The organism is Streptomyces thermodiastaticus, assembly GCF_014656135.1.
GTDB lineage: Bacteria > Actinomycetota > Actinomycetes > Streptomycetales > Streptomycetaceae > Streptomyces > Streptomyces thermodiastaticus.
Map to the genome: position 1 here is coordinate 1 of NZ_BNBV01000017.1, position 16,519 is coordinate 16,519.

General features: G+C 72.7%; 15 protein-coding genes. 9 read left to right on the forward strand and 6 right to left on the reverse strand.

Going from position 1 to position 16,519, the window contains the following annotated elements; all coding sequences use genetic code 11:
- The first annotated feature begins 327 nt into the window (after positions 1 to 327).
- Positions 328 to 1,047 (forward strand): TetR/AcrR family transcriptional regulator, encoded by a 720-nt coding sequence (locus tag IE286_RS16460; protein WP_189797499.1) that lies wholly within the window; start codon positions 328 to 330, stop codon positions 1,045 to 1,047.
- 48 nt (positions 1,048 to 1,095) lie between these two features.
- On the opposite strand, the gene IE286_RS16465 is transcribed toward IE286_RS16460, so the two are convergent.
- Positions 1,096 to 2,574 carry a glutamate-cysteine ligase family protein gene (locus IE286_RS16465; protein WP_189797500.1) on the reverse strand — a complete coding sequence of 493 codons (1,479 nt, stop codon included), beginning with the start codon at positions 2,572 to 2,574 and terminating at the stop codon, positions 1,096 to 1,098.
- A 155-nt stretch (positions 2,575 to 2,729) separates the two neighbouring features.
- Here IE286_RS16465 and IE286_RS16470 point away from each other — a divergent pair, with 155 nt between their 5' ends.
- From IE286_RS16470 to IE286_RS16485, 4 genes are all read left to right on the forward strand, one after another.
- The gene (locus IE286_RS16470; protein ID WP_189797501.1) at positions 2,730 to 3,584 is read left to right on the forward strand and encodes a DMT family transporter; all 855 of its coding nucleotides are present in this window, start codon (positions 2,730 to 2,732) and stop codon (positions 3,582 to 3,584) included.
- A gap of 437 nt (positions 3,585 to 4,021) precedes the next feature.
- Entirely contained in the window at positions 4,022 to 4,522 is a 501-nt protein-coding gene (locus tag IE286_RS16475) for a transglycosylase SLT domain-containing protein (protein WP_189797502.1), read from the forward strand.
- 253 nt (positions 4,523 to 4,775) lie between these two features.
- The gene (locus tag IE286_RS16480; RefSeq protein ID WP_189797503.1) at positions 4,776 to 5,297 is read left to right on the forward strand and encodes an SRPBCC family protein; all 522 of its coding nucleotides are present in this window, start codon (positions 4,776 to 4,778) and stop codon (positions 5,295 to 5,297) included.
- Positions 5,298 to 5,317: 20 nt separating this feature from the next.
- Positions 5,318 to 7,642, forward strand: a complete 2,325-nt coding sequence (locus IE286_RS16485) for an FdhF/YdeP family oxidoreductase (RefSeq protein WP_189797504.1) — start codon at positions 5,318 to 5,320, stop codon at positions 7,640 to 7,642.
- Between the two features lie 152 nt (positions 7,643 to 7,794).
- On the opposite strand, the gene IE286_RS16490 is transcribed toward IE286_RS16485, so the two are convergent.
- Positions 7,795 to 8,178, reverse strand: a complete 384-nt coding sequence (locus IE286_RS16490; protein ID WP_189797505.1) for a DUF488 domain-containing protein — start codon at positions 8,176 to 8,178, stop codon at positions 7,795 to 7,797.
- A 190-nt stretch (positions 8,179 to 8,368) separates the two neighbouring features.
- Between IE286_RS16490 and IE286_RS16495 the strand changes: the two genes are divergently transcribed.
- Together IE286_RS16495 and gap are read left to right on the forward strand one after the other, a co-directional pair.
- Positions 8,369 to 9,328: a GlxA family transcriptional regulator gene (locus IE286_RS16495; protein ID WP_189797506.1), complete on the forward strand. Its 960-nt coding sequence runs from the start codon at positions 8,369 to 8,371 to the stop codon at positions 9,326 to 9,328.
- 166 nt (positions 9,329 to 9,494) lie between these two features.
- Entirely contained in the window at positions 9,495 to 10,499 is a 1,005-nt protein-coding gene (gap, locus tag IE286_RS16500) for a type I glyceraldehyde-3-phosphate dehydrogenase (protein ID WP_189797507.1), read from the forward strand.
- A 112-nt stretch (positions 10,500 to 10,611) separates the two neighbouring features.
- Here the strand turns inward: gap and IE286_RS16505 are convergent, their stop codons facing one another.
- Positions 10,612 to 10,929, reverse strand: coding sequence for an alpha-amylase inhibitor (locus tag IE286_RS16505; RefSeq protein WP_229862912.1), 318 nt, complete (start codon positions 10,927 to 10,929; stop codon positions 10,612 to 10,614).
- 598 nt (positions 10,930 to 11,527) lie between these two features.
- On the opposite strand from IE286_RS16505, the gene IE286_RS16510 reads away from it, so the two are divergent.
- Positions 11,528 to 12,808: a YeeE/YedE family protein gene (locus IE286_RS16510; protein WP_189797509.1), complete on the forward strand. Its 1,281-nt coding sequence runs from the start codon at positions 11,528 to 11,530 to the stop codon at positions 12,806 to 12,808.
- 166 nt (positions 12,809 to 12,974) lie between these two features.
- Here the strand turns inward: IE286_RS16510 and IE286_RS16515 are convergent, their stop codons facing one another.
- Complete coding sequence (locus tag IE286_RS16515) at positions 12,975 to 13,685, reverse strand: methyltransferase domain-containing protein (RefSeq protein ID WP_189797616.1); 711 nt, start codon at positions 13,683 to 13,685, stop codon at positions 12,975 to 12,977.
- A gap of 118 nt (positions 13,686 to 13,803) precedes the next feature.
- Here IE286_RS16515 and IE286_RS16520 point away from each other — a divergent pair, with 118 nt between their 5' ends.
- The gene (locus IE286_RS16520; protein WP_189797510.1) at positions 13,804 to 13,944 is read left to right on the forward strand and encodes a hypothetical protein; all 141 of its coding nucleotides are present in this window, start codon (positions 13,804 to 13,806) and stop codon (positions 13,942 to 13,944) included.
- 146 nt (positions 13,945 to 14,090) lie between these two features.
- Here IE286_RS16520 and IE286_RS16525 read toward each other — a convergent pair whose 3' ends face one another.
- Positions 14,091 to 14,735: a carbonic anhydrase gene (locus IE286_RS16525; RefSeq protein ID WP_189797511.1), complete on the reverse strand. Its 645-nt coding sequence runs from the start codon at positions 14,733 to 14,735 to the stop codon at positions 14,091 to 14,093.
- Positions 14,736 to 14,979: 244 nt separating this feature from the next.
- Positions 14,980 to 16,386, reverse strand: a complete 1,407-nt coding sequence (locus IE286_RS16530; protein WP_189797512.1) for an FAD-binding oxidoreductase — start codon at positions 16,384 to 16,386, stop codon at positions 14,980 to 14,982.
- Positions 16,387 to 16,519 lie beyond the last annotated feature (133 nt).

Below are 16,519 nucleotides of genomic sequence, written 5' to 3' on the forward strand. Positions count from 1 at the left end.
CGCGCGGTCAGCTTCCCCTTGGCGTGCTGCTTCTCCACCGCACGCTGGGAGCCGGCATGGGTCGCCTCCTGGATCCGCCGCCGAAGATCCGCGAGCTTGCCCGCGGTCGTACGGACATCGATGTCGTCGTTCACTGCTCGCTCCACCCGCGGGTCGACGGTCGGACCAGGGGTGTGGCGCCCGTCCCGCCCTCTGTGGCGCGGCCGACGCGCACGCCCTGGGACGCACGGCACCCTTGCTGGTACTAGATATCGATGCAACGGTACTCAGTACCAGCAGGCTGGGCAAGTGGTCTCCGGCCACCGTGACAGGGAAAGATGAGGGCCCATGAGCAAGCCACCGGCACGGATCAGGCTCGCGGACGCGGCCTTCGCCCTCTTCGACGAGCGCGGGTACGAGCAGACGACCATCGACGACATCGCTGAACGGGCCGGCGTGGGGCGCACGACCTTCTTCCGGCACTTCCGGTCCAAGGAAGCGGTCATCTTTCCCGACCACGACCGGCTGCTCGAACTGATCCGGGACCGGCTGGCCACGTCCAGCCACCGCACCGCCCTGGTCGCCGTCTCCGACGCGGTCCGGCTGGTGCTGATGCACTACATCGAGGAAGGCGACCTCGCCCGCCGGCGGTACGCGCTCACCAGCAGGGTGTCCGCCCTGCGGGACCGGGAGATCGCCAGCGTGGCCCGGTACCAGCGGCTGTTCCGCGAGTTCATCGCGGAGTGGATGGGCGACCCCACCGAGGCGGCGTCGCTGCGGGCCGAGATCATGGCGGCTTCCGTGGTTGCCGCCCACAACCATGTGCTGCGCCGCTGGCTGCGCGGCGAGTCCGCGGACCCGGTGGCCGAAGTGGACGAGGCCATGTCCGAGGTGCTGTCGCTGTTTTCCGCACCCGCCGGGGAGGACAGCGGCCGGGGCGGCACCACCGTGGTCGCCTTCCGCACCGGCCAGGACCTCGACACGCTGCTGCCCGCGCTGCGGCGGCTCGTCGAAGGCGGCACCGAGGCGTCCGCGGGAACGGCAGGGCAGCGGCACGGCGCGTCCTGACCGGCCTGCCCGGCGCGGGGCGGGCAGGCCTGCGCCCGGCCGTACCGGTCAGTCGACCGGCCAGGTGTGGACCGGCGCGTTGAGATGCATGTACTCCACGTACAGTTCCGTCATGCGCCGCAGTACCTCGTGGCGGCTCGCCCGGGTGGCCGAGTCGAGGTGGTGGAACATCTCCTTCTGCCACACCGCCCCGTTGCGCCCGGTGACGCACCGCTGTTCGATGACGCCGAGCAGCGGCTCGCGCCAGGCCGCGTCCATGCCCGAGCGTTCCAGGCCCCGGTGCGCCAGCGGCAGCAGGCGGCGCAGGACCAACTCCTGCACCGGCACCTCGCCCATCCCGGGCCAGTACAGCTGCGCGTCGATGCCGTGCCGGGCCGCCGTGTGCAGGTTGTCCTCGGCGGCCTGGAAGGACATCCGCGACCACACCGGCCGGTCCTCCTCCACCAGGGCGCGGGTCAGGCCGTAGTAGAAGGCGCCGTTGGCGAGGGTGTCGGCGACGGTGGGGCCGGCGGGCAGGACCCGGTTCTCCACCCGCAGATGCGGCTTGTCCTGGGCGACGGCGTACACCGGCCGGTTCCAGCGGTAGATGGTGCCGTTGTGCAGGGTCAGTTCGCCCAGCTGGGGAATGTCACCGCTGTCCAGCGTCTCCTCGGGGTCCTCCGCGTCGCACAGCGGCAGCAGCGCGGGGAAATAGCGCAGGTTCTCCTCGAACAGGTCGAAGACGCTGTTGATCCACCGTTCGCCGAACCACACCCGGGGCCGCACCCCCTGCACCTTGATCTCCTGCGGCCGGGTGTCGGTGGACTGTTCGAACAGCGGGATGCGGGTCTCGTCCCACAGCTCCTTGCCGAACTGGAACGGCGAGTTGGCCGCCAGCGCCACCTGCACCCCGGCGATCGCCTGCGCCGCGTTCCAGTAGCCGGCGAACTCCTCCGGGGAGACCTGCAGATGGAACTGGGTGCTGGTGCACGCGGCCTCCGGTGTGATGGTGTCCGCCCAGGTGCGCAGCCGGTCGGTGCCGTCGATGTCGATGCGCAGGTCCTCCCCGCGGGCGGCGAACACCTGATCGTTGAGCAGCTGATAGCGCGGATTCTCCGACAGCGCCCCCTCGCCGACGTCCTCCTGGCGCAGGGTCGGCAGGATGCCGATCATGATCAGGTGGGCGCCGGTCGCCGCCGCGCGGTCCTCCGCGTGGTTCAGCGCGGCACGGATCTCGGCCTCCCAGGCGTCGGGACCGCCGGCCGTCAGACGGCGGGGCGGGATGTTGATCTCCAGATTGAACCGCCCGAGCTCCGTGGACCAGGCGGGATCCGCGATCGCCTCCAGCACGTCGAGATTGCGCATCGCCGGCTCCGCCCGGTCGTCGCCGAGGTTGAGTTCGATCTCCAGCCCCACCTGGGGCCGCTCGGACTCGAACCGGGACGTGCGCAGCATCTGGGCGAAGGCGTCGAGGCACCTCTGCATCTTGATCCGGTACCGGCGGCGGTCCTCGCGGGTGAAGACCAGCGCCGGGACGTCCCGTCCCATCGGCCCTCCCGGTCACCGTCCTTCGGCACCTGTGCATCCGGCACCGGTGCACTACCAGCGTCGCATCAGCGGGCGCAGTGGACCAGACGAGACGGACGGCGGCCCCCGTCGTGTCGCCCGCCGGACCCGCGGGCCGCCGGGCCAAGGATGGGGCCATGGAATTCGTCCTGCCGACCTTGTTCGCCCTGCTGGCCGCCCTGAGCAATGCACTGGCCACCGTGTTGCAGCGCCGTGCCGCGCTGACCGTGCCGCAGTCCCGGGGTTTCGACCCCGGGCTGCTGCTCCGTCTGCTGCGCCGTCCCGTGTGGGTGGCCGGTGTGCTGACCGTGGTCGCCGCCGGTGTGTGGCAGGCGCTCGCGCTGGCGACCGGCCCGCTCTCCCTCGTCCAGCCGCTGTTCGTGCTGGAGCTGCCGCTGGCGCTGCTGATCGCCGCGCTCTGGCAGCACCACCGGCCGTCCGCCGCGCTGCTGCTGAAGCTGTTCGTCGTGGTCGCCGGGCTGGGCCTGGCGCTGCTGTCCGCCGCCCCCAGCGGCAACCGTACGCATGTGCCGCTGGACCGCTGGATGCCCGTTCTGGCCGTCGGCGTGGGCACTGCGGTCGCGCTCAGCGCGGTAGGGCTGAGCAGGCCGCAGGGCCGGACGCGGGCCGCCTGTCTCGGCACGGCCACCGCGATCTTCTTCGCCCTGACGGCCGGGCTGATGAAGACCGCCGTGCACATCCTGGCCGAGGGCGGCCTCGGCGCGTTCCTCACGTCGTGGCAGACGTACGGCTTCGGTGCGTGCGGGGTGTGCGCCATGCTCCTGCTGGAGCACGCCCTGCAGGGCGGCCCGCTCGTCGCCTCCCAGCCCGCCCTGACCCTGGGGGACGCCGTGGTGAGCTTCCTGCTCGGGGTGCTCGTCTACGAGGAGCATGTGCGGGCCGGCTGGTGGCTGCTGCCGATGCTGGCGGGCGTCGGACTGGTCTGCGTGGGGGTCTCCGCGCTGGCACGCACCGAGTCCGGTACCGGGTAGCCGTTCGGCGGCCCGCCGCCGCGGCCGGTGCGGCGCCGGCGGACCACGCGATCACGGCGCGCGGACGGGTCCCTTCCGGGTGATCCGAGGGCCTGTCTCCGGGGGTTCACGGGGGTCAGGATGTGATGCCACCCATAGGAGGCAGATCACGTCCTATGCCCGGTCGTAGGGAGACGAAGCGCCTGAACAGCGCATACGCCAATTGAAATGCGCATACCGGACGTATCTCCGTAAGCGGGTAGTACGTCACACTCTTGCCTCCGTCCCGCGGCACTTCCCAGGATGACTGTCGTTGCGCCGAGCACCGGACGGGCTCACCGCTCACAGCGGCCGCACCGAGCGCCCGGATCGCAGCACCGGGGCACCGCCGCCCCGACACCCGCCGCACCACGGCAGGTGCCACGACGACGACCCCCACCACCGGAGATCTTTCCCGCATGACGATCCGCACCCGTACCCGCCTCGCCCGCCTGCGCACCCTCGCTCTGACCGGTCTGGCCACCACCGGCGCCGCGGCCGCCGCCCTGACCCTCACCCCGGCCACCGCCCAGGCCGCCGAGCCCGTCAAGGCCACCGCCGCGCACGACGTCCAGACCGCGACCGGCAAGGGCGGGTACGCGAACAACCTCGACGGCTGGATCAAGCAGTCCCTCGCCATCATGAAGGCCAAGGGCATCCCCGGCAGCTACGAGGGCCTGCACCGCAACATCATGCGGGAGTCCTCCGGCAACCCCAACGCCCAGAACAACTGGGACATCAACGCCAAGAAGGGCATCCCCTCCAAGGGGCTGCTGCAGGTGATCCAGCCCACCTTCAACGCGTACCACGTGCCGGGCACCTCGCAGAACATCACCGACCCGGTCGCGAACATCACCGCCGCCGCCAACTACGCGGCCCACCGCTACGGTTCGATCGACAACGTCAACTCGGCCTACTGATCCGGCCTCGCACGCCACCAGCCGCGCCCGCTCCGTCTCCCCCTCCGGGGGCCGAGGAGCGGGCGCGGCTCGCTGTCCGGCCGCCTGTCCGGTCACGCGACCGTGCCGTCGCCGCTCGGTCCGGCGCCCTCTCGCTGCCTTGCCGCCGGCCGGTGGAGACACCCGCGTGTACGACCAGCGGCGGTGTCCGTGTGGCGGCCCCAGGTCCGGGCGGTGACACTGGGAGACGGCGGGCCCCGAAAGCGGGTGAACCATGATCACCATCGAGGAAACGATCGACATCGCCGTCCCGGTGCGGACCGTGTACGACCAGTGGACGCAGTTCAAGAGCTTTCCGCGGTTCATGACCATGGTGAAGCGGGTCGATCAGGTCAAACCCAACATCACCACGTGGGTCGTCGGCAAGGGGCCGGTGTGCCGCGAGTTCGAGGCGGAGATCGTCGAGCAGCAGCCCGACTCCCATGTCTCCTGGCGCAGCCTCGGATGCACTCCTTCTCATGAGGGACAGGTGACGTTCCGGCCCACCGCGGACGGCGGCGGGACGACGGTCGAGGTGCGGCTGGACCTGCGGCCGCGCGGCGCCGCCGGTGCGCTTGCCGCCGTACCCTGGCTGACCCGGCGCGTCGTGCGGGCGGAACTGAAGCGCTTCACGGAGTACATCGAGGGCATGGGGCAGGCGGGCGGCTCCTGGCGGGAGACCATCCGCGGTGGACACGTCCACGCGAGGCAGGCGGAACCGCCGAGGAGCCGAGTGGCCGGCTGGCCGGTCGGCTGAGCACACGTGAGGCAGCACCGATGAAGAAACCGGATGACGAGCCGCAGGACCAGCTCAGTGTGACTCCGCCCCGCACCTGGGCCGTCGGAGTCCCCGCCGTGGTGCACGCCCTGGAGTACTCGCTGCGGCAGACCTCCCCGCTCAAGGCCGGGGTGGATCTGCTGACCATGAATCAGGTCGACGGCATCGACTGCCCCGGCTGCGCCTGGGCCGACCCGTCGCCGGGCCACCGGCACCGCAACGAGTACTGCGAGAACGGCGCCAAACACATCAACGACGAGGCCACCACACGCCGGATCACCGCCGATTTCTTCCGTGAGCACTCCGTCTCCGAGCTGAGCCGGCGCTCCGACATGTGGCTGAACCAGCAGGGCCGGCTCACCCGCCCCATGGTGAAACGGCCGGACTCCGACCACTACGAGCCGATCAGCTGGAACGACGCCTTCGGCCTGCTTGCCACCGAGCTGAACGCGCTGGACTCGCCCGACGAGGCCGTGTTCTACACCTCGGGCCGGGCCAGCAACGAGGCCGCGTTCGTGCTGCAGCTGTTCGCCCGTGCCTTCGGCACCAACAACCTGCCCGACTGTTCCAACATGTGCCACGAGTCCAGCGGATTCGCCCTGCACGAGACGCTGGGAACCGGCAAGGGAACGGTCAGCCTGCACGACATCCATCACGCCGACCTGATCTTCCTGGTGGGGCAGAACCCCGGGACCAACCATCCGCGGCAGTTGTCCGCGCTGGAGCAGGCCAAACGCAACGGCGCCCGCATCATCGCGGTCAACCCGCTGCCCGAAGCCGGCCTGCTGAGGTTCAAGAACCCGCAGAAGCCACGTGGGGTGATCGGCCGCGGTGTGCAGATCGCCGACCGGTTCCTGCACATCCGCGTCGGCGGCGACCTGGCGCTGTTCCAGGCACTGAACCTGCTGCTGCTCCAGGCCGAGGACGCCCGGCCCGGGCAGGTGCTCGACCACGAGTTCATCCGCGCCAACACCAGCGGCTTCGAGGAGTTCGCCGCCCATGCACGTAACCTGTCCTGGGACGACGTGCTCGCCGCGACCGGACTGACCCGCACGGAGATCGAGCAGGTCCGCGACGACGTCCTGCGCAGCCGGCGCATCGTCGTGTGCTGGGCCATGGGTATCACCCAGCACAAGAACGGCGTGGCCACCATCCGGGAGATCGTCAACTTCCTGTTGCTGCGGGGCAACGTCGGCCGGGCGGGAACCGGGGCCTGCCCGGTGCGCGGCCACAGCAACGTGCAGGGCGACCGCACCATGGGCATCTGGGAGCGCATGCCCGACTCCTTCCTGGACGCGCTGCAGCGCGAGTTCGGCTTCGACCCGCCGCGCGCCCACGGGCTGGACTCGGTGAACGCGATCCGCGCGATGCGCGAGGGCCGCGTCAAGGTGTTCCTCGGGCTGGCAGGAAACTTCGTCCGGGCCGCACCCGACACCAGCGTCACCGAGGCCGCCGTGCGCACCTGCCGCCTGACCGCGCACATCTCCACCAAACTGAACAGGTCGCACCTCGTCTGCGGGCAAACCGCGCTGATCCTGCCGACCCTGGGCCGCACCGAGCGGGACGTCCAGGCCTGCGGGGAGCAGTTCGTCACCGTGGAGAACTCGATGAGCGAGGTGCACACCTCTCGCGGGCGGCTCAAGCCGGCCTCCCCGCTGCTGCTCAGCGAAGTCGCCATCCTGTGCCGGCTGGCCCGGCGCACCCTCGGCGGCAAGGCGGACATCCCCTGGGAGCGGTTCGAGGCCGACTACGGCACGATCCGTGAGCGGATCGGCCGCATCGTGCCCGGCCTGCACGACTTCAACCGCAGGGTGGTCCGGCCCGGCGGCATCCAGCTGCCCAACCCGGTCAACGAGGGCGTGTTCCGCACCGCCGTCGGCAAGGCGCTGTTCACCTGCAACACCCCCGAGGCGCCGCACGTGCCCGACGGTCACCTGCTGCTGCAGACGCTGCGCTCCCACGACCAGTGGAACACCATCCCCTACACACCCGACGACCGCTACCGCGGCATCCACGGCAGCCGCCGCGTGGTGCTCGTCAACCCCGACGACCTGAAGGACCTGGGGCTGACCGAGGGACAGCACGTCGACCTCGTCGGCGTGTGGACCGACGGCACCGAACGCCGCGCGGACGACTTCACGGTGGTGCCCTACCCGACGAGCCGGGGCTGCGCCGCCGCCTACTACCCGGAGACCCAGGTCCTGGTGCCCCTCGACAGCGTGGCCGACATCAGCAACCAGCCCACGTCCAAGGCCGTCGTGGTCCGCCTGGAACCCACGGCCGCTCGGGCGACCGCGGGGCAGGGCGTGCCGGCTTCGGCGTGAGGCGCGGGTGCGCCGCCGGTGACATCCAGCACCGGGGCGCGGCGGACGTGCCGGGGCCTGCACGCACCGGGGCGCGGCGGACGTGCCGGGGCCTGCACGCACCGGGGCGCGGCGGACGTGCCGTGGGCTGCCGCCGCGCCGACGGCACCGGCTCAGGCGTGCTGCCGACGCCGGCGTACCGCGTGGTTCAGCCACTCGGCGAGGACGGCCGCCCCACTGCGGTCGACGTCCTTGGTGGCCGTCAGCAGCGTGACCTTTCCGCGGGCCGCCAGGTCGCACACGCGCGCGGCGGCCGGCCGGTGCCCGGGATCGTCCAGCTCGGCCAGGTAGCGGCGGCGGAACTCCGCGAAGCGCTCCGGGTCGTGGCCGTACCAGCGCCGCAGCTCGGTGGAGGGCGCGACGTCGCGCAGCCACTCGTCCACGTGGGCCTCCTCCTTGCTCACCCCGCGCGGCCACAGCCGGTCGACGAGCACCCGTGTGCCGTCCTGGGGCGAGACGCCCTCGTAGATCCTGCGGTAGGTGATCGGTCCTGCCATGGCAGCCCTTTCGTCAGCTCGCCGAACGAGTCGGCGACACCACCCCACGGTCGCCGCATGCCCGGCGTCCCCGGCCCGCCGTCCCCGCGGCCGGTGCGGACCCGCCGGGCGCCGATCCCCTCATGGTCGCACCCGCCCGGGGCCCCGGCGAACGGACCGCGGTCACCGGGCGGTCCGTACCCTGGTGCCCGTGCCGTCCTCCCGCCGTCCGACCCGTGTCGCTGTCCTCGTGCTCGAAGGCGCCAAACCGCTCGACGTGGGCATCCCCGCCCAGGTGTTCAACACCCGGGCCAGCATGCCGTACGAGGTCCGGGTGTGCGGCGCCGCGCCCGGCGTGATCACCGGTGGTGACGGGCTGTCGTACACCGTCGCCCACGGTCTGGAGGCGCTGGAGTGGGCCGAGATCGTCTTCGTGCCCGGCTACCGCTTCCCCGACCGGGAGGAGCCGCCGCCGGCCGTGGTGGAGGCGCTGCTCGCCGCCCATGACCGGGGCGTCCGTCTCGCGGCCATCTCCACGGGTGCCTTCGCCCTGGCGGCCACGGGACTGCTCGACGGCCGGCGCGCCACGACCCACTGGCACTACACCCGGGCGCTCGCGGAGAAGCACCCGCGGATCCGGGTCGACGAGAACGTGCTGTTCGTGGACGAGGGCAGTGTGCTGACCTCGGCCGGCGCCGCCTCCGGGATCGACCTGTGCCTGCACATCGTGCGCGCGGACCTGGGCGTGGCCGCCTCCCACCACGCCGCCCGGCGCCTGGTCGCGGCCCCCTACCGCAGCGGCGGCCAGGCGCAGTACGTGCCGCGCAGCGTGCCCGAGCCGCTGGGGGAGCGGTTCGCCGCCACCCGCGAGTGGGCGCTGCACCGGCTCCACGAACGCCTCACCCTGGAGGAACTCGCCCGCCACGCGGGCGTGTCGGAGCGCACCCTGTCGCGGCGCTTCGTCGAGGACACCGGCTGCACGCCGATGCAGTGGGTGCTGCGGGCCCGGATCGACGTGGCCCGTGAACTGCTGGAGCGTTCCCAGCGCAGCGTCGAGCAGATCGCCTCTGACGTCGGCCTGGGCACCGGCGCCAATCTGCGGCTGCACTTCCAGCGCATCCTCGGCACCACGCCGAGCGAGTACCGCCGCACCTTCACCCGCGGCCGGTAGTGCAGGGCGCCCGGCAGCGCTTGGGTACTGCCCCCGGACCCCCGTCGGCCACGGCTCGCCGCACGCCGCAGGGCCTGGCGGGATCGTTGTGAACGATGGCGATGGCGCCGCTGTCTGGCCGTGTTCCCGCTCGCCACCCTGGTGGGCGAGAACAGAAGGGACGGACATGACCCGCATCGCCATCAACGGCTTCGGCCGCATCGGCCGCACTGTGCTGCGCGCCCTGCTGGAGCGGAACAGCACGCTGGAGATCGTTGCCGTCAACGACCTCGCCGACCCGGTCACGCTGGCGCGGCTGCTCTCCTTCGACACCACCGCCGGCCGGCTCGGCCGCCCGGTGGAGGCCGACGGGGACACGCTCGTCGTCGACGGCCGCCGCATCCGGGTGCTCGCCGAGCGCGAGCCGGGCCGGCTGCCCTGGGCGGAGCTCGGCGTCGGCATCGTGCTGGAGGCCACCGGCCGCTTCACCGCCGCCGAGGCGGCCCGCGCCCACCTGGACGCGGGTGCGAAGAGGGTCCTGGTCGGTGCCCCGTCGGACGGCGCCGACGTCACGATCGCCTACGGCGTCAACACCGACGCCTACGACCCGCAGCTGCACACGGTCGTGTCCAACGCCTCCTGCACCACCAACGCGCTCGCGCCGCTGGCCGCCGTCCTCGACGACCTCGCCGGCATCGAGCACGGCTTCATGACGACGGTGCACGCCTACACCCAGGAGCAGAACCTGCAGGACGGGCCGCACCGCGACGCCCGCCGCGCCCGCGCCGCCGCCGTCAACATCGTGCCGACCACCACCGGCGCGGCCAAGGCGATCGGCCTGGTGCTGCCGAACCTGGACGGCAAGCTGTCGGGCGACTCGATCCGGGTGCCCGTCCCGGTCGGCTCCCTCGTCGAGCTCAACACCACCGTCGCCCGCGACGTGAGCCGTGAGGAGGTGCTGCGGGCCTACCGTGCGGCGGCCGACGGGCCGCTCGCCGGCATCCTCGAATACTCCGAGGACCCGCTCGTCTCCTCCGACATCGTGGGCAACCCGGCCTCGTCGGTCTTCGACTCCGCCCTCACCCGTGTCGACGGACGGCATGTGAAGGTCGTGGCCTGGTACGACAACGAGTGGGGCTTCTCCCACCGGGTGATCGACACCCTGGAACTCCTCGCGTCGTCCACGAACTGACCCGACCGCTGCCCGCCCCGGCCCGCACCCTCCCCGCGGAGCCGGACGGCGCGGCGCCCGGGCCTGTGCGCCTGCCCGGGCGCCGCGCCGGAGCAGCCGGCCCGGTCGAGCGTCAGCACACGGCGGTCCGGTCGTACTGACCGAGGACCCCCTCGTAGATGTAGAGCTTGCTCGCTCCGGCCGCCAGCTTGTAGCAAGGGCTGTCGCCGGCGTACTTGACGACGACCTGGACCCGCATGGTCTTGCCGCAGTTGTTGGTCAGATGCACGTCGAATCCCTCGGGAGTGTTCGTCACGTACCGACCGATGCAGGCCGGTGCGGTGCCGCCGGCCGCGGGCGCGGCGGGGGCCGCGGACGCCGCCGGGGCGGTCGCGACGAGCGCACCGGTGAGAACGGCCGCCGTCACCGCGGCGACACCTGCTGCACGCATGCCCATGGTTCCTCCTCGTCCTGTCGTGGTCCGGATCACCGGGGCGGCAGCCACGGCGGTTGCCGTCGCCCGGCGGGCCGTCAGCCGACTGCCCGCGGCATCAGCCTGCCCGCGGCCGGCCGCCCGGGGAGCGGAGGCGGGGGCACGTGGGGATCAGCAGGGACACCAGGGCGCTGACCTGCACGAACGGTGGTGCCCCTGACGACGGGACGGGACGGGGAGAGCAGCGCGCCGGCACCCTCGGCTTGGGGCACCGCAGCGCCTCACCGCGCCATGCGGCGGAGGCGGACCCGGCTGGGCCGGAACGCTTGATGAGACGCATCTCTCAGCATTCGAGATGTCTGTACGGTGCATGCTCGTCTCGTCGTACGCTTCCGGACATGTTCGGACCTGCCCGCGGCCTCGTCATGGTGCTCTTCGCAGCCACCTGCTGGAGCGTCGACGACGCCCTCTGTCGCCGCTGATGCGAGCCGGGGCCCGCGCGGGCCCCGCCTCAGAGCCAGTCCTGCCCTGCCCTGAGCATGCGGGACCGCCTGCTCAGGAGGTCTTCGCCGCCGCCCGACCGTCCGACGCCGTCGTCCGTTCCCGGAGAACCCCGTTGACCACCGTCCCGCCTGCGGGCGCGCCCCCGCGCGCTGCCCTGCTCGCCCCCGCCCCCACCAGCCGTCCCGCGCCCCAGGCGCCGGCCGCCCCTGCCGTCCGGTGGGTGCCGCTGGCCGTCGCCGCCGTGATCGGCGCGGCGCTGACCGCGTACGTCTTCGCCGAGCACGGCGCCCGGCCCGGCGTGCTGCTGCTGCTCGGCCTGGGGCTGGGCTTCGCCCTGTTCCACTCCCGTTTCGGCTTCACCTCAACCTGGCGGCAGCTCATCGCCGTCGGCAACGGCACCGGCCTGCGCGCCCACACCCTGCTGCTGGGCACCACCGCCACGCTGTTCGCCCTGATCATCGGCACCGGCACCGGCCTGTTCGGATCGGTGCCGCAGCCCAGCGGCGGTGCGCTCGGCGTCGGCCTGATCGTCGGCTCCTTCGTCTTCGCCGTCGGCATGCAGCTCGGTGGTGCCTGCGCCTCCGGCACCCTGTTCTCCGTCGGCTCCGGACACGGCGCGGTGCTGCTCACCCTCATCGGCTTCATCGCCGGCTCCACCCTCGCGGCTTGGCAGTACGGCCTGTGGGGCGACCTTCCCGCCTTCGACGCGTACGTCCTGTCCGACCACATCGGCTGGTTCGGCTCGTGGCTCGTCACGGTGGCCGCGCTGGCCGTGATCTGGTGGGTGACCCGCCGGGTGCAGGCCCGGCGCAACCCGCCGCCGGTCTCCGCCCCGCCCTCCGCACGCGGAACGCCGGCCCGCGCCGTCCGCGGTTCCTGGCCGCTCGCCGTCGGCGCCGTGGCCCTGTCGGTGCTGGGCGCCGGCGTGCTGCTGGTCTCCGGTGGTGCCTGGGGCATCACCAGCGCTTTCGCGCTGTGGGGATCCAAGATCGCCGGGTATCTCGGTGCCTCGCCGGAGACGTGGGAGTTCTGGCAGCGGCCGGGCAGTGCCGCGCAGCTGTCCGGGCCGGTGCTCGCGGACAAGACCAGCCTCACCGACATCGGCATCATCATCGGCGCCGCGCTCGCCGCGTCGGCGGGCGGTGTATGGGTGCTGCACCGGTCCATCCCGTGGCGCACCGCCGTCGCCTCCGTGCTGGGCGGCGTCCTGATGGGCATCGGCGCTCGGATGGCCGGCGGCTGCAACATCGGCGCCTACCTGGCGGGCATCGCCTCCGGATCGCTGCACGGCTGGATCTGGGGTGCCTGCGCCCTCGTCGGCACCTGGGCGGGCTTGCGGCTGCGCCCGCTGTTCGGCCTCGGCAACCCCAAGCCGACGGACAGCGTCTGCTGAACGAACCGGCCGAAGCGCCCGGCGTCCCCTGGGACGCCGGGCGTTTTCGCTGTCCGCGGGAAGGCGGCCGGGGCGGCGTCGGCGACGCTTGCCGGCCCGCACGGCACCCGCTGCACGCCCGCCGGTCCTGTACTGCCGGCCGGCGCGGTCCTCGGCCCGCCTGCGCTCAGCCGGTGGTCCGCCGGCAGTGCAGGAACAGATGGGGCTCGGGCGTCGCACCGGGAGCCGCGGGGGTGAACAGGTGGGTCTGCCGCGAGAGCACCGTGAGCCCCGCGGCGGTGGCCATACGGACGAAGCCCTCCTCGTCGAAGCTGGTCACCCGCACCGGCTGCCCCAGAAAGATCCCGTCGGCCATTTCCACGTCGAGCGGGACGGTGGCCAGCACCACGATGCCGGACGGCCGCACGGCCCGCACCAGACGCCGCACGACGGCCTCCTGGTCGCGGCGGGACATCTGCAGCAGGGCGAAGTAGACGCAGACCGCGTCGAAGGAGCCCTCGGCGAGCGGCAGGTCGCGGATGTCGGCGCACCGGAAGGAGGCCTGCGGCACCTGCCGTGCCGCCAGCTCGGCCATCACCGGTGACACATCGACGCCCAGCACCTCGTGCCCCGCCGCGGCGAGCGTGGCCGCGGTGGGCCGCCCCGTCCCGCTGCCCACGTCCAGGACCCGGCTGTGCGGGCCGAGGTGCGCCGACAGCCACTCCAGCGACGCGCGGTGGGCCGCGGAATGCGCGAAGGCCTGTTCGTACCGGATCCTCAGGGCGTCGAACACGGCCGCCGCCTGCGATCCTGCGTCCCGATCGGTCACGGTGCTCCTCCCGCGCGGCTTCCTGCCTGCCGCTCCTCCTCGTGCCTGCCCTTCCCGCGCGGCCTTCATGTGCCGCGGGCCGTGTCCCAGCAGGCCGCGGGACCCGCTCGACATGCGAGGTACGCCATTCGGCGGCATCCTGAATGCGACCCGGACAGGTCCCACAGGCCGACCTTGGGGAGGTGCTGTGATCCTGCTCGCCCTGCTCGTCCCGGCCCTGGCGATGGCGCTTCTTTTCGGCACGACCGCACTCGAGGAACTTCTCTTCCCGCGTTCCGCAGCCGACGAGGACACGGACACGAACGGCCACCACACCGGCGAACCGTGACAGCCCTGCTGTGCGCGAGAGGCTCCGTCCAAGGACGGAGCCTCACGTACGTCACAGCGGGCGACGGCACGTGCGTCGTGCGGGGAGACGGCGCACACGCCGTGCGGGGAGCGGCGTGCCGGGCCCGGTACGCGCCGCCGGCCGTCTCACACCGCGGCGTCGGTGGCCGGCTCCAGACCCCGGGTGGTGATCAGGTGGGCGGTGCCGTCGACCAGCCGGTAGGACAGGCCCACCACGGCGGCACGGCCGGCCGCCACCGCGTCGGCCAGGGCACGGGAGCGGTCCAGCAGCAGATCCACGGACCGGCGCACATGCTCCGCTATGAAGTCGGCGTCCTCGGTGTGACCGGCGGCACGGGAGACCAGCACGCTCGGAGTGACCCGCTCGATCACGTCCCGCACATATCCGCCGGCGGTCGTGCCGTTCATGACGGCGGCCCGGGTCGCCGCGACCGCGCCGCAGGAGTCGTGCCCCAGCACCACCACCAGCGGGCAGCCGAGCACCTCCACGCCGTACTCGATGCTGCCCAGCACCTCCGGCCCCATGACGTGGCCCGCGGTCCGCACCACGAACAGGTCGCCCAGGCCGCGGTCGAAGATGATCTCGGCGGCGAGCCGGGAGTCGGAACAGCCGAACAGCACCGCGAAGGGATGCTGCACCGGCGCTGTCTCGGTGCGGCGGGCGGCATCCTGGTTGGGGTGCTCGGGGGAGCCCGTGACGAAGCGCTGATTGCCGGCCATCAGCAGGTCGAAGGCTTCGCGCGGCGTCGGGGAGGGCGGCGTCGAGGTCATGAGCGAAGCCTACGGAACGCCGTGACCTCGCGCATCGGTGCGTCCGGCGCCGTCCCTGCGGTCGCCCGCGCAGGTCCGGCCGCCCGCTGTGAACGCACCCACGGGACCGCCCGCCCCCGGCGCGCCGGGCGGCCGCCCGGATCCGGCGCGGGCACGCGCAGCCGTGTCCGCCGCCGTCACCGACCCGGCGGACACGGCCGGACCTCGCCCGCCGCGGAGCCGCGGCGAGATCCGGTCCGACGCGTCAGCTCCCCGTGTGCAGGGCCACCACCTTGCCCGGGTTGAACAGGTGCTCCGGGTCCAGCGCGTCCTTGATCGCCCGGTTCAGCGCCATCACCTCCGGGCCCAGCTCGTCGGCCAGACCCTCCCGCTTGAGCAGGCCCACCCCGTGCTCCCCGGTGACCGTGCCGCCCAGCGCCAGGGCCTCGGCGATGATGTCGTGGAACGCGGCCTGTGCCCGCTTCCTGGCCTCTTCGTCCCCGGGCGGGGTGATCAGCAGCGGGTGCAGATTGCCGTCACCGGCGTGCGCGATGTTCGCGATGAGCGTCTCGTGCCGGGCCGCGATCGCGTCGATGCGCCCCAGCATCTCCGGCACCGCCGCCTTGGGCACGCACACGTCCTCCGTCAGCACCGGACCGAGCCGCTCCAGCGCCGGATAGGCCAGGCGGCGGGCCTCGAACAGGGCGTCGGCCTCCTGCTGGTCGGTGGAGCGGACGGCGTATGTGGCACCGGCCTCGGCGAAGCAGCGCCGCATGGCCTCCGCCTCTTCCTCCCCGGCGGGGCCCGGGGCGTCCGTGCGGCCCAGCAGCACCACGTCGGCCTCGGTCGACAGTCCCATGTTCTTCCACGCGTCGACCGCCGCGAGGCAGTGCCGGTCGACCAGCTCCAGCGCCGACGGGGTCAGCCCCGCGGCGCCCACCGCGGCCACGGCACGGCCGGCGTCCACCGTCGAGGAGAAATACCCGGCCACGGTGTGCTCGGGCAGCCGGCGCGGCCGCAGCCGCAGCGTCACCTCGGTGATCACCCCCAGGGTGCCCTCCGAGCCCACCATCAGCGCGGTCAGGTCGTAGCCGGCCACACCTTTGGCGGTGCGGCGGCCGACCTGGACCAGCTCTCCGGCCGCGGTGACGAACTCAAGGCCCAGCACGTAGTCCCGGGTGACGCCGTACTTCACACAGCACAGACCGCCCGCGTTGGTCGCCACGTTGCCGCCGATCGTCGACCAGGGCGCGCTGGCGGGATCCGGCGGGTACCACAGTCCCTGCTCGGCGCAGGCGGCCCGCAGATGATCGTTGACCACGCCCGGCTCCACCACCGCCAGCCGCTCCAGCGGGTCGATCTTCTTGATGGTCGTCATCGTCTCGGTGGACAGGACGACGCAGCCGTCCACCGCGTTGGCACCGCCGGACAGGCCGGTGCCCGCGCCCCGGGTGACGATCGGCACCCGGAAGTCCCGGCAGGCCCTCACCACGCGCTGCACCTCCGCGGCCGTCCGCGGACGGACGAGAGCGAGGGGCGTGCCGTACGGCGCCCACTCGGCCTCGTCGTGGGCGTAGCCGGCGGTCACCGCCGGGTCCGTCGACAGCCGCCCGGGCGGCAGCTCGCGGTCCAGCCGCTCGGTCAGGGCACGGGTCGTCGAGTCATCGCGCATGACAGCTCACGCTAGACGGCGTGCCACCCACCGGGACAGGGCCCCGACGCCCCGGCATGCCCGGGTGACGCACCGCACACCGGTCTCCCGGACCGGCCGGCCTCCCGGCGGGCCCCGTGCACGGCCCGCTCCC

Coding starts and splice junctions, on each gene's coding strand:
- IE286_RS16460 (WP_189797499.1), top strand. CDS start 328: ATGAGCAAGCCACCGGCACGGATCAGGCTCGCGGACGCGGCCTTCGCC.
- IE286_RS16465 (WP_189797500.1), bottom strand. CDS start 2,574: ATGGGACGGGACGTCCCGGCGCTGGTCTTCACCCGCGAGGACCGCCGC.
- IE286_RS16470 (WP_189797501.1), top strand. CDS start 2,730: ATGGAATTCGTCCTGCCGACCTTGTTCGCCCTGCTGGCCGCCCTGAGC.
- IE286_RS16475 (WP_189797502.1), top strand. CDS start 4,022: ATGACGATCCGCACCCGTACCCGCCTCGCCCGCCTGCGCACCCTCGCT.
- IE286_RS16480 (WP_189797503.1), top strand. CDS start 4,776: ATGATCACCATCGAGGAAACGATCGACATCGCCGTCCCGGTGCGGACC.
- IE286_RS16485 (WP_189797504.1), top strand. CDS start 5,318: ATGAAGAAACCGGATGACGAGCCGCAGGACCAGCTCAGTGTGACTCCG.
- IE286_RS16490 (WP_189797505.1), bottom strand. CDS start 8,178: ATGGCAGGACCGATCACCTACCGCAGGATCTACGAGGGCGTCTCGCCC.
- gap (WP_189797507.1), top strand. CDS start 9,495: ATGACCCGCATCGCCATCAACGGCTTCGGCCGCATCGGCCGCACTGTG.
- IE286_RS16505 (WP_229862912.1), bottom strand. CDS start 10,929: ATGCGTGCAGCAGGTGTCGCCGCGGTGACGGCGGCCGTTCTCACCGGT.
- IE286_RS16515 (WP_189797616.1), bottom strand. CDS start 13,685: ATGAAGGCCGCGCGGGAAGGGCAGGCACGAGGAGGAGCGGCAGGCAGG.
- IE286_RS16525 (WP_189797511.1), bottom strand. CDS start 14,735: ATGACCTCGACGCCGCCCTCCCCGACGCCGCGCGAAGCCTTCGACCTG.
- IE286_RS16530 (WP_189797512.1), bottom strand. CDS start 16,386: ATGCGCGATGACTCGACGACCCGTGCCCTGACCGAGCGGCTGGACCGC.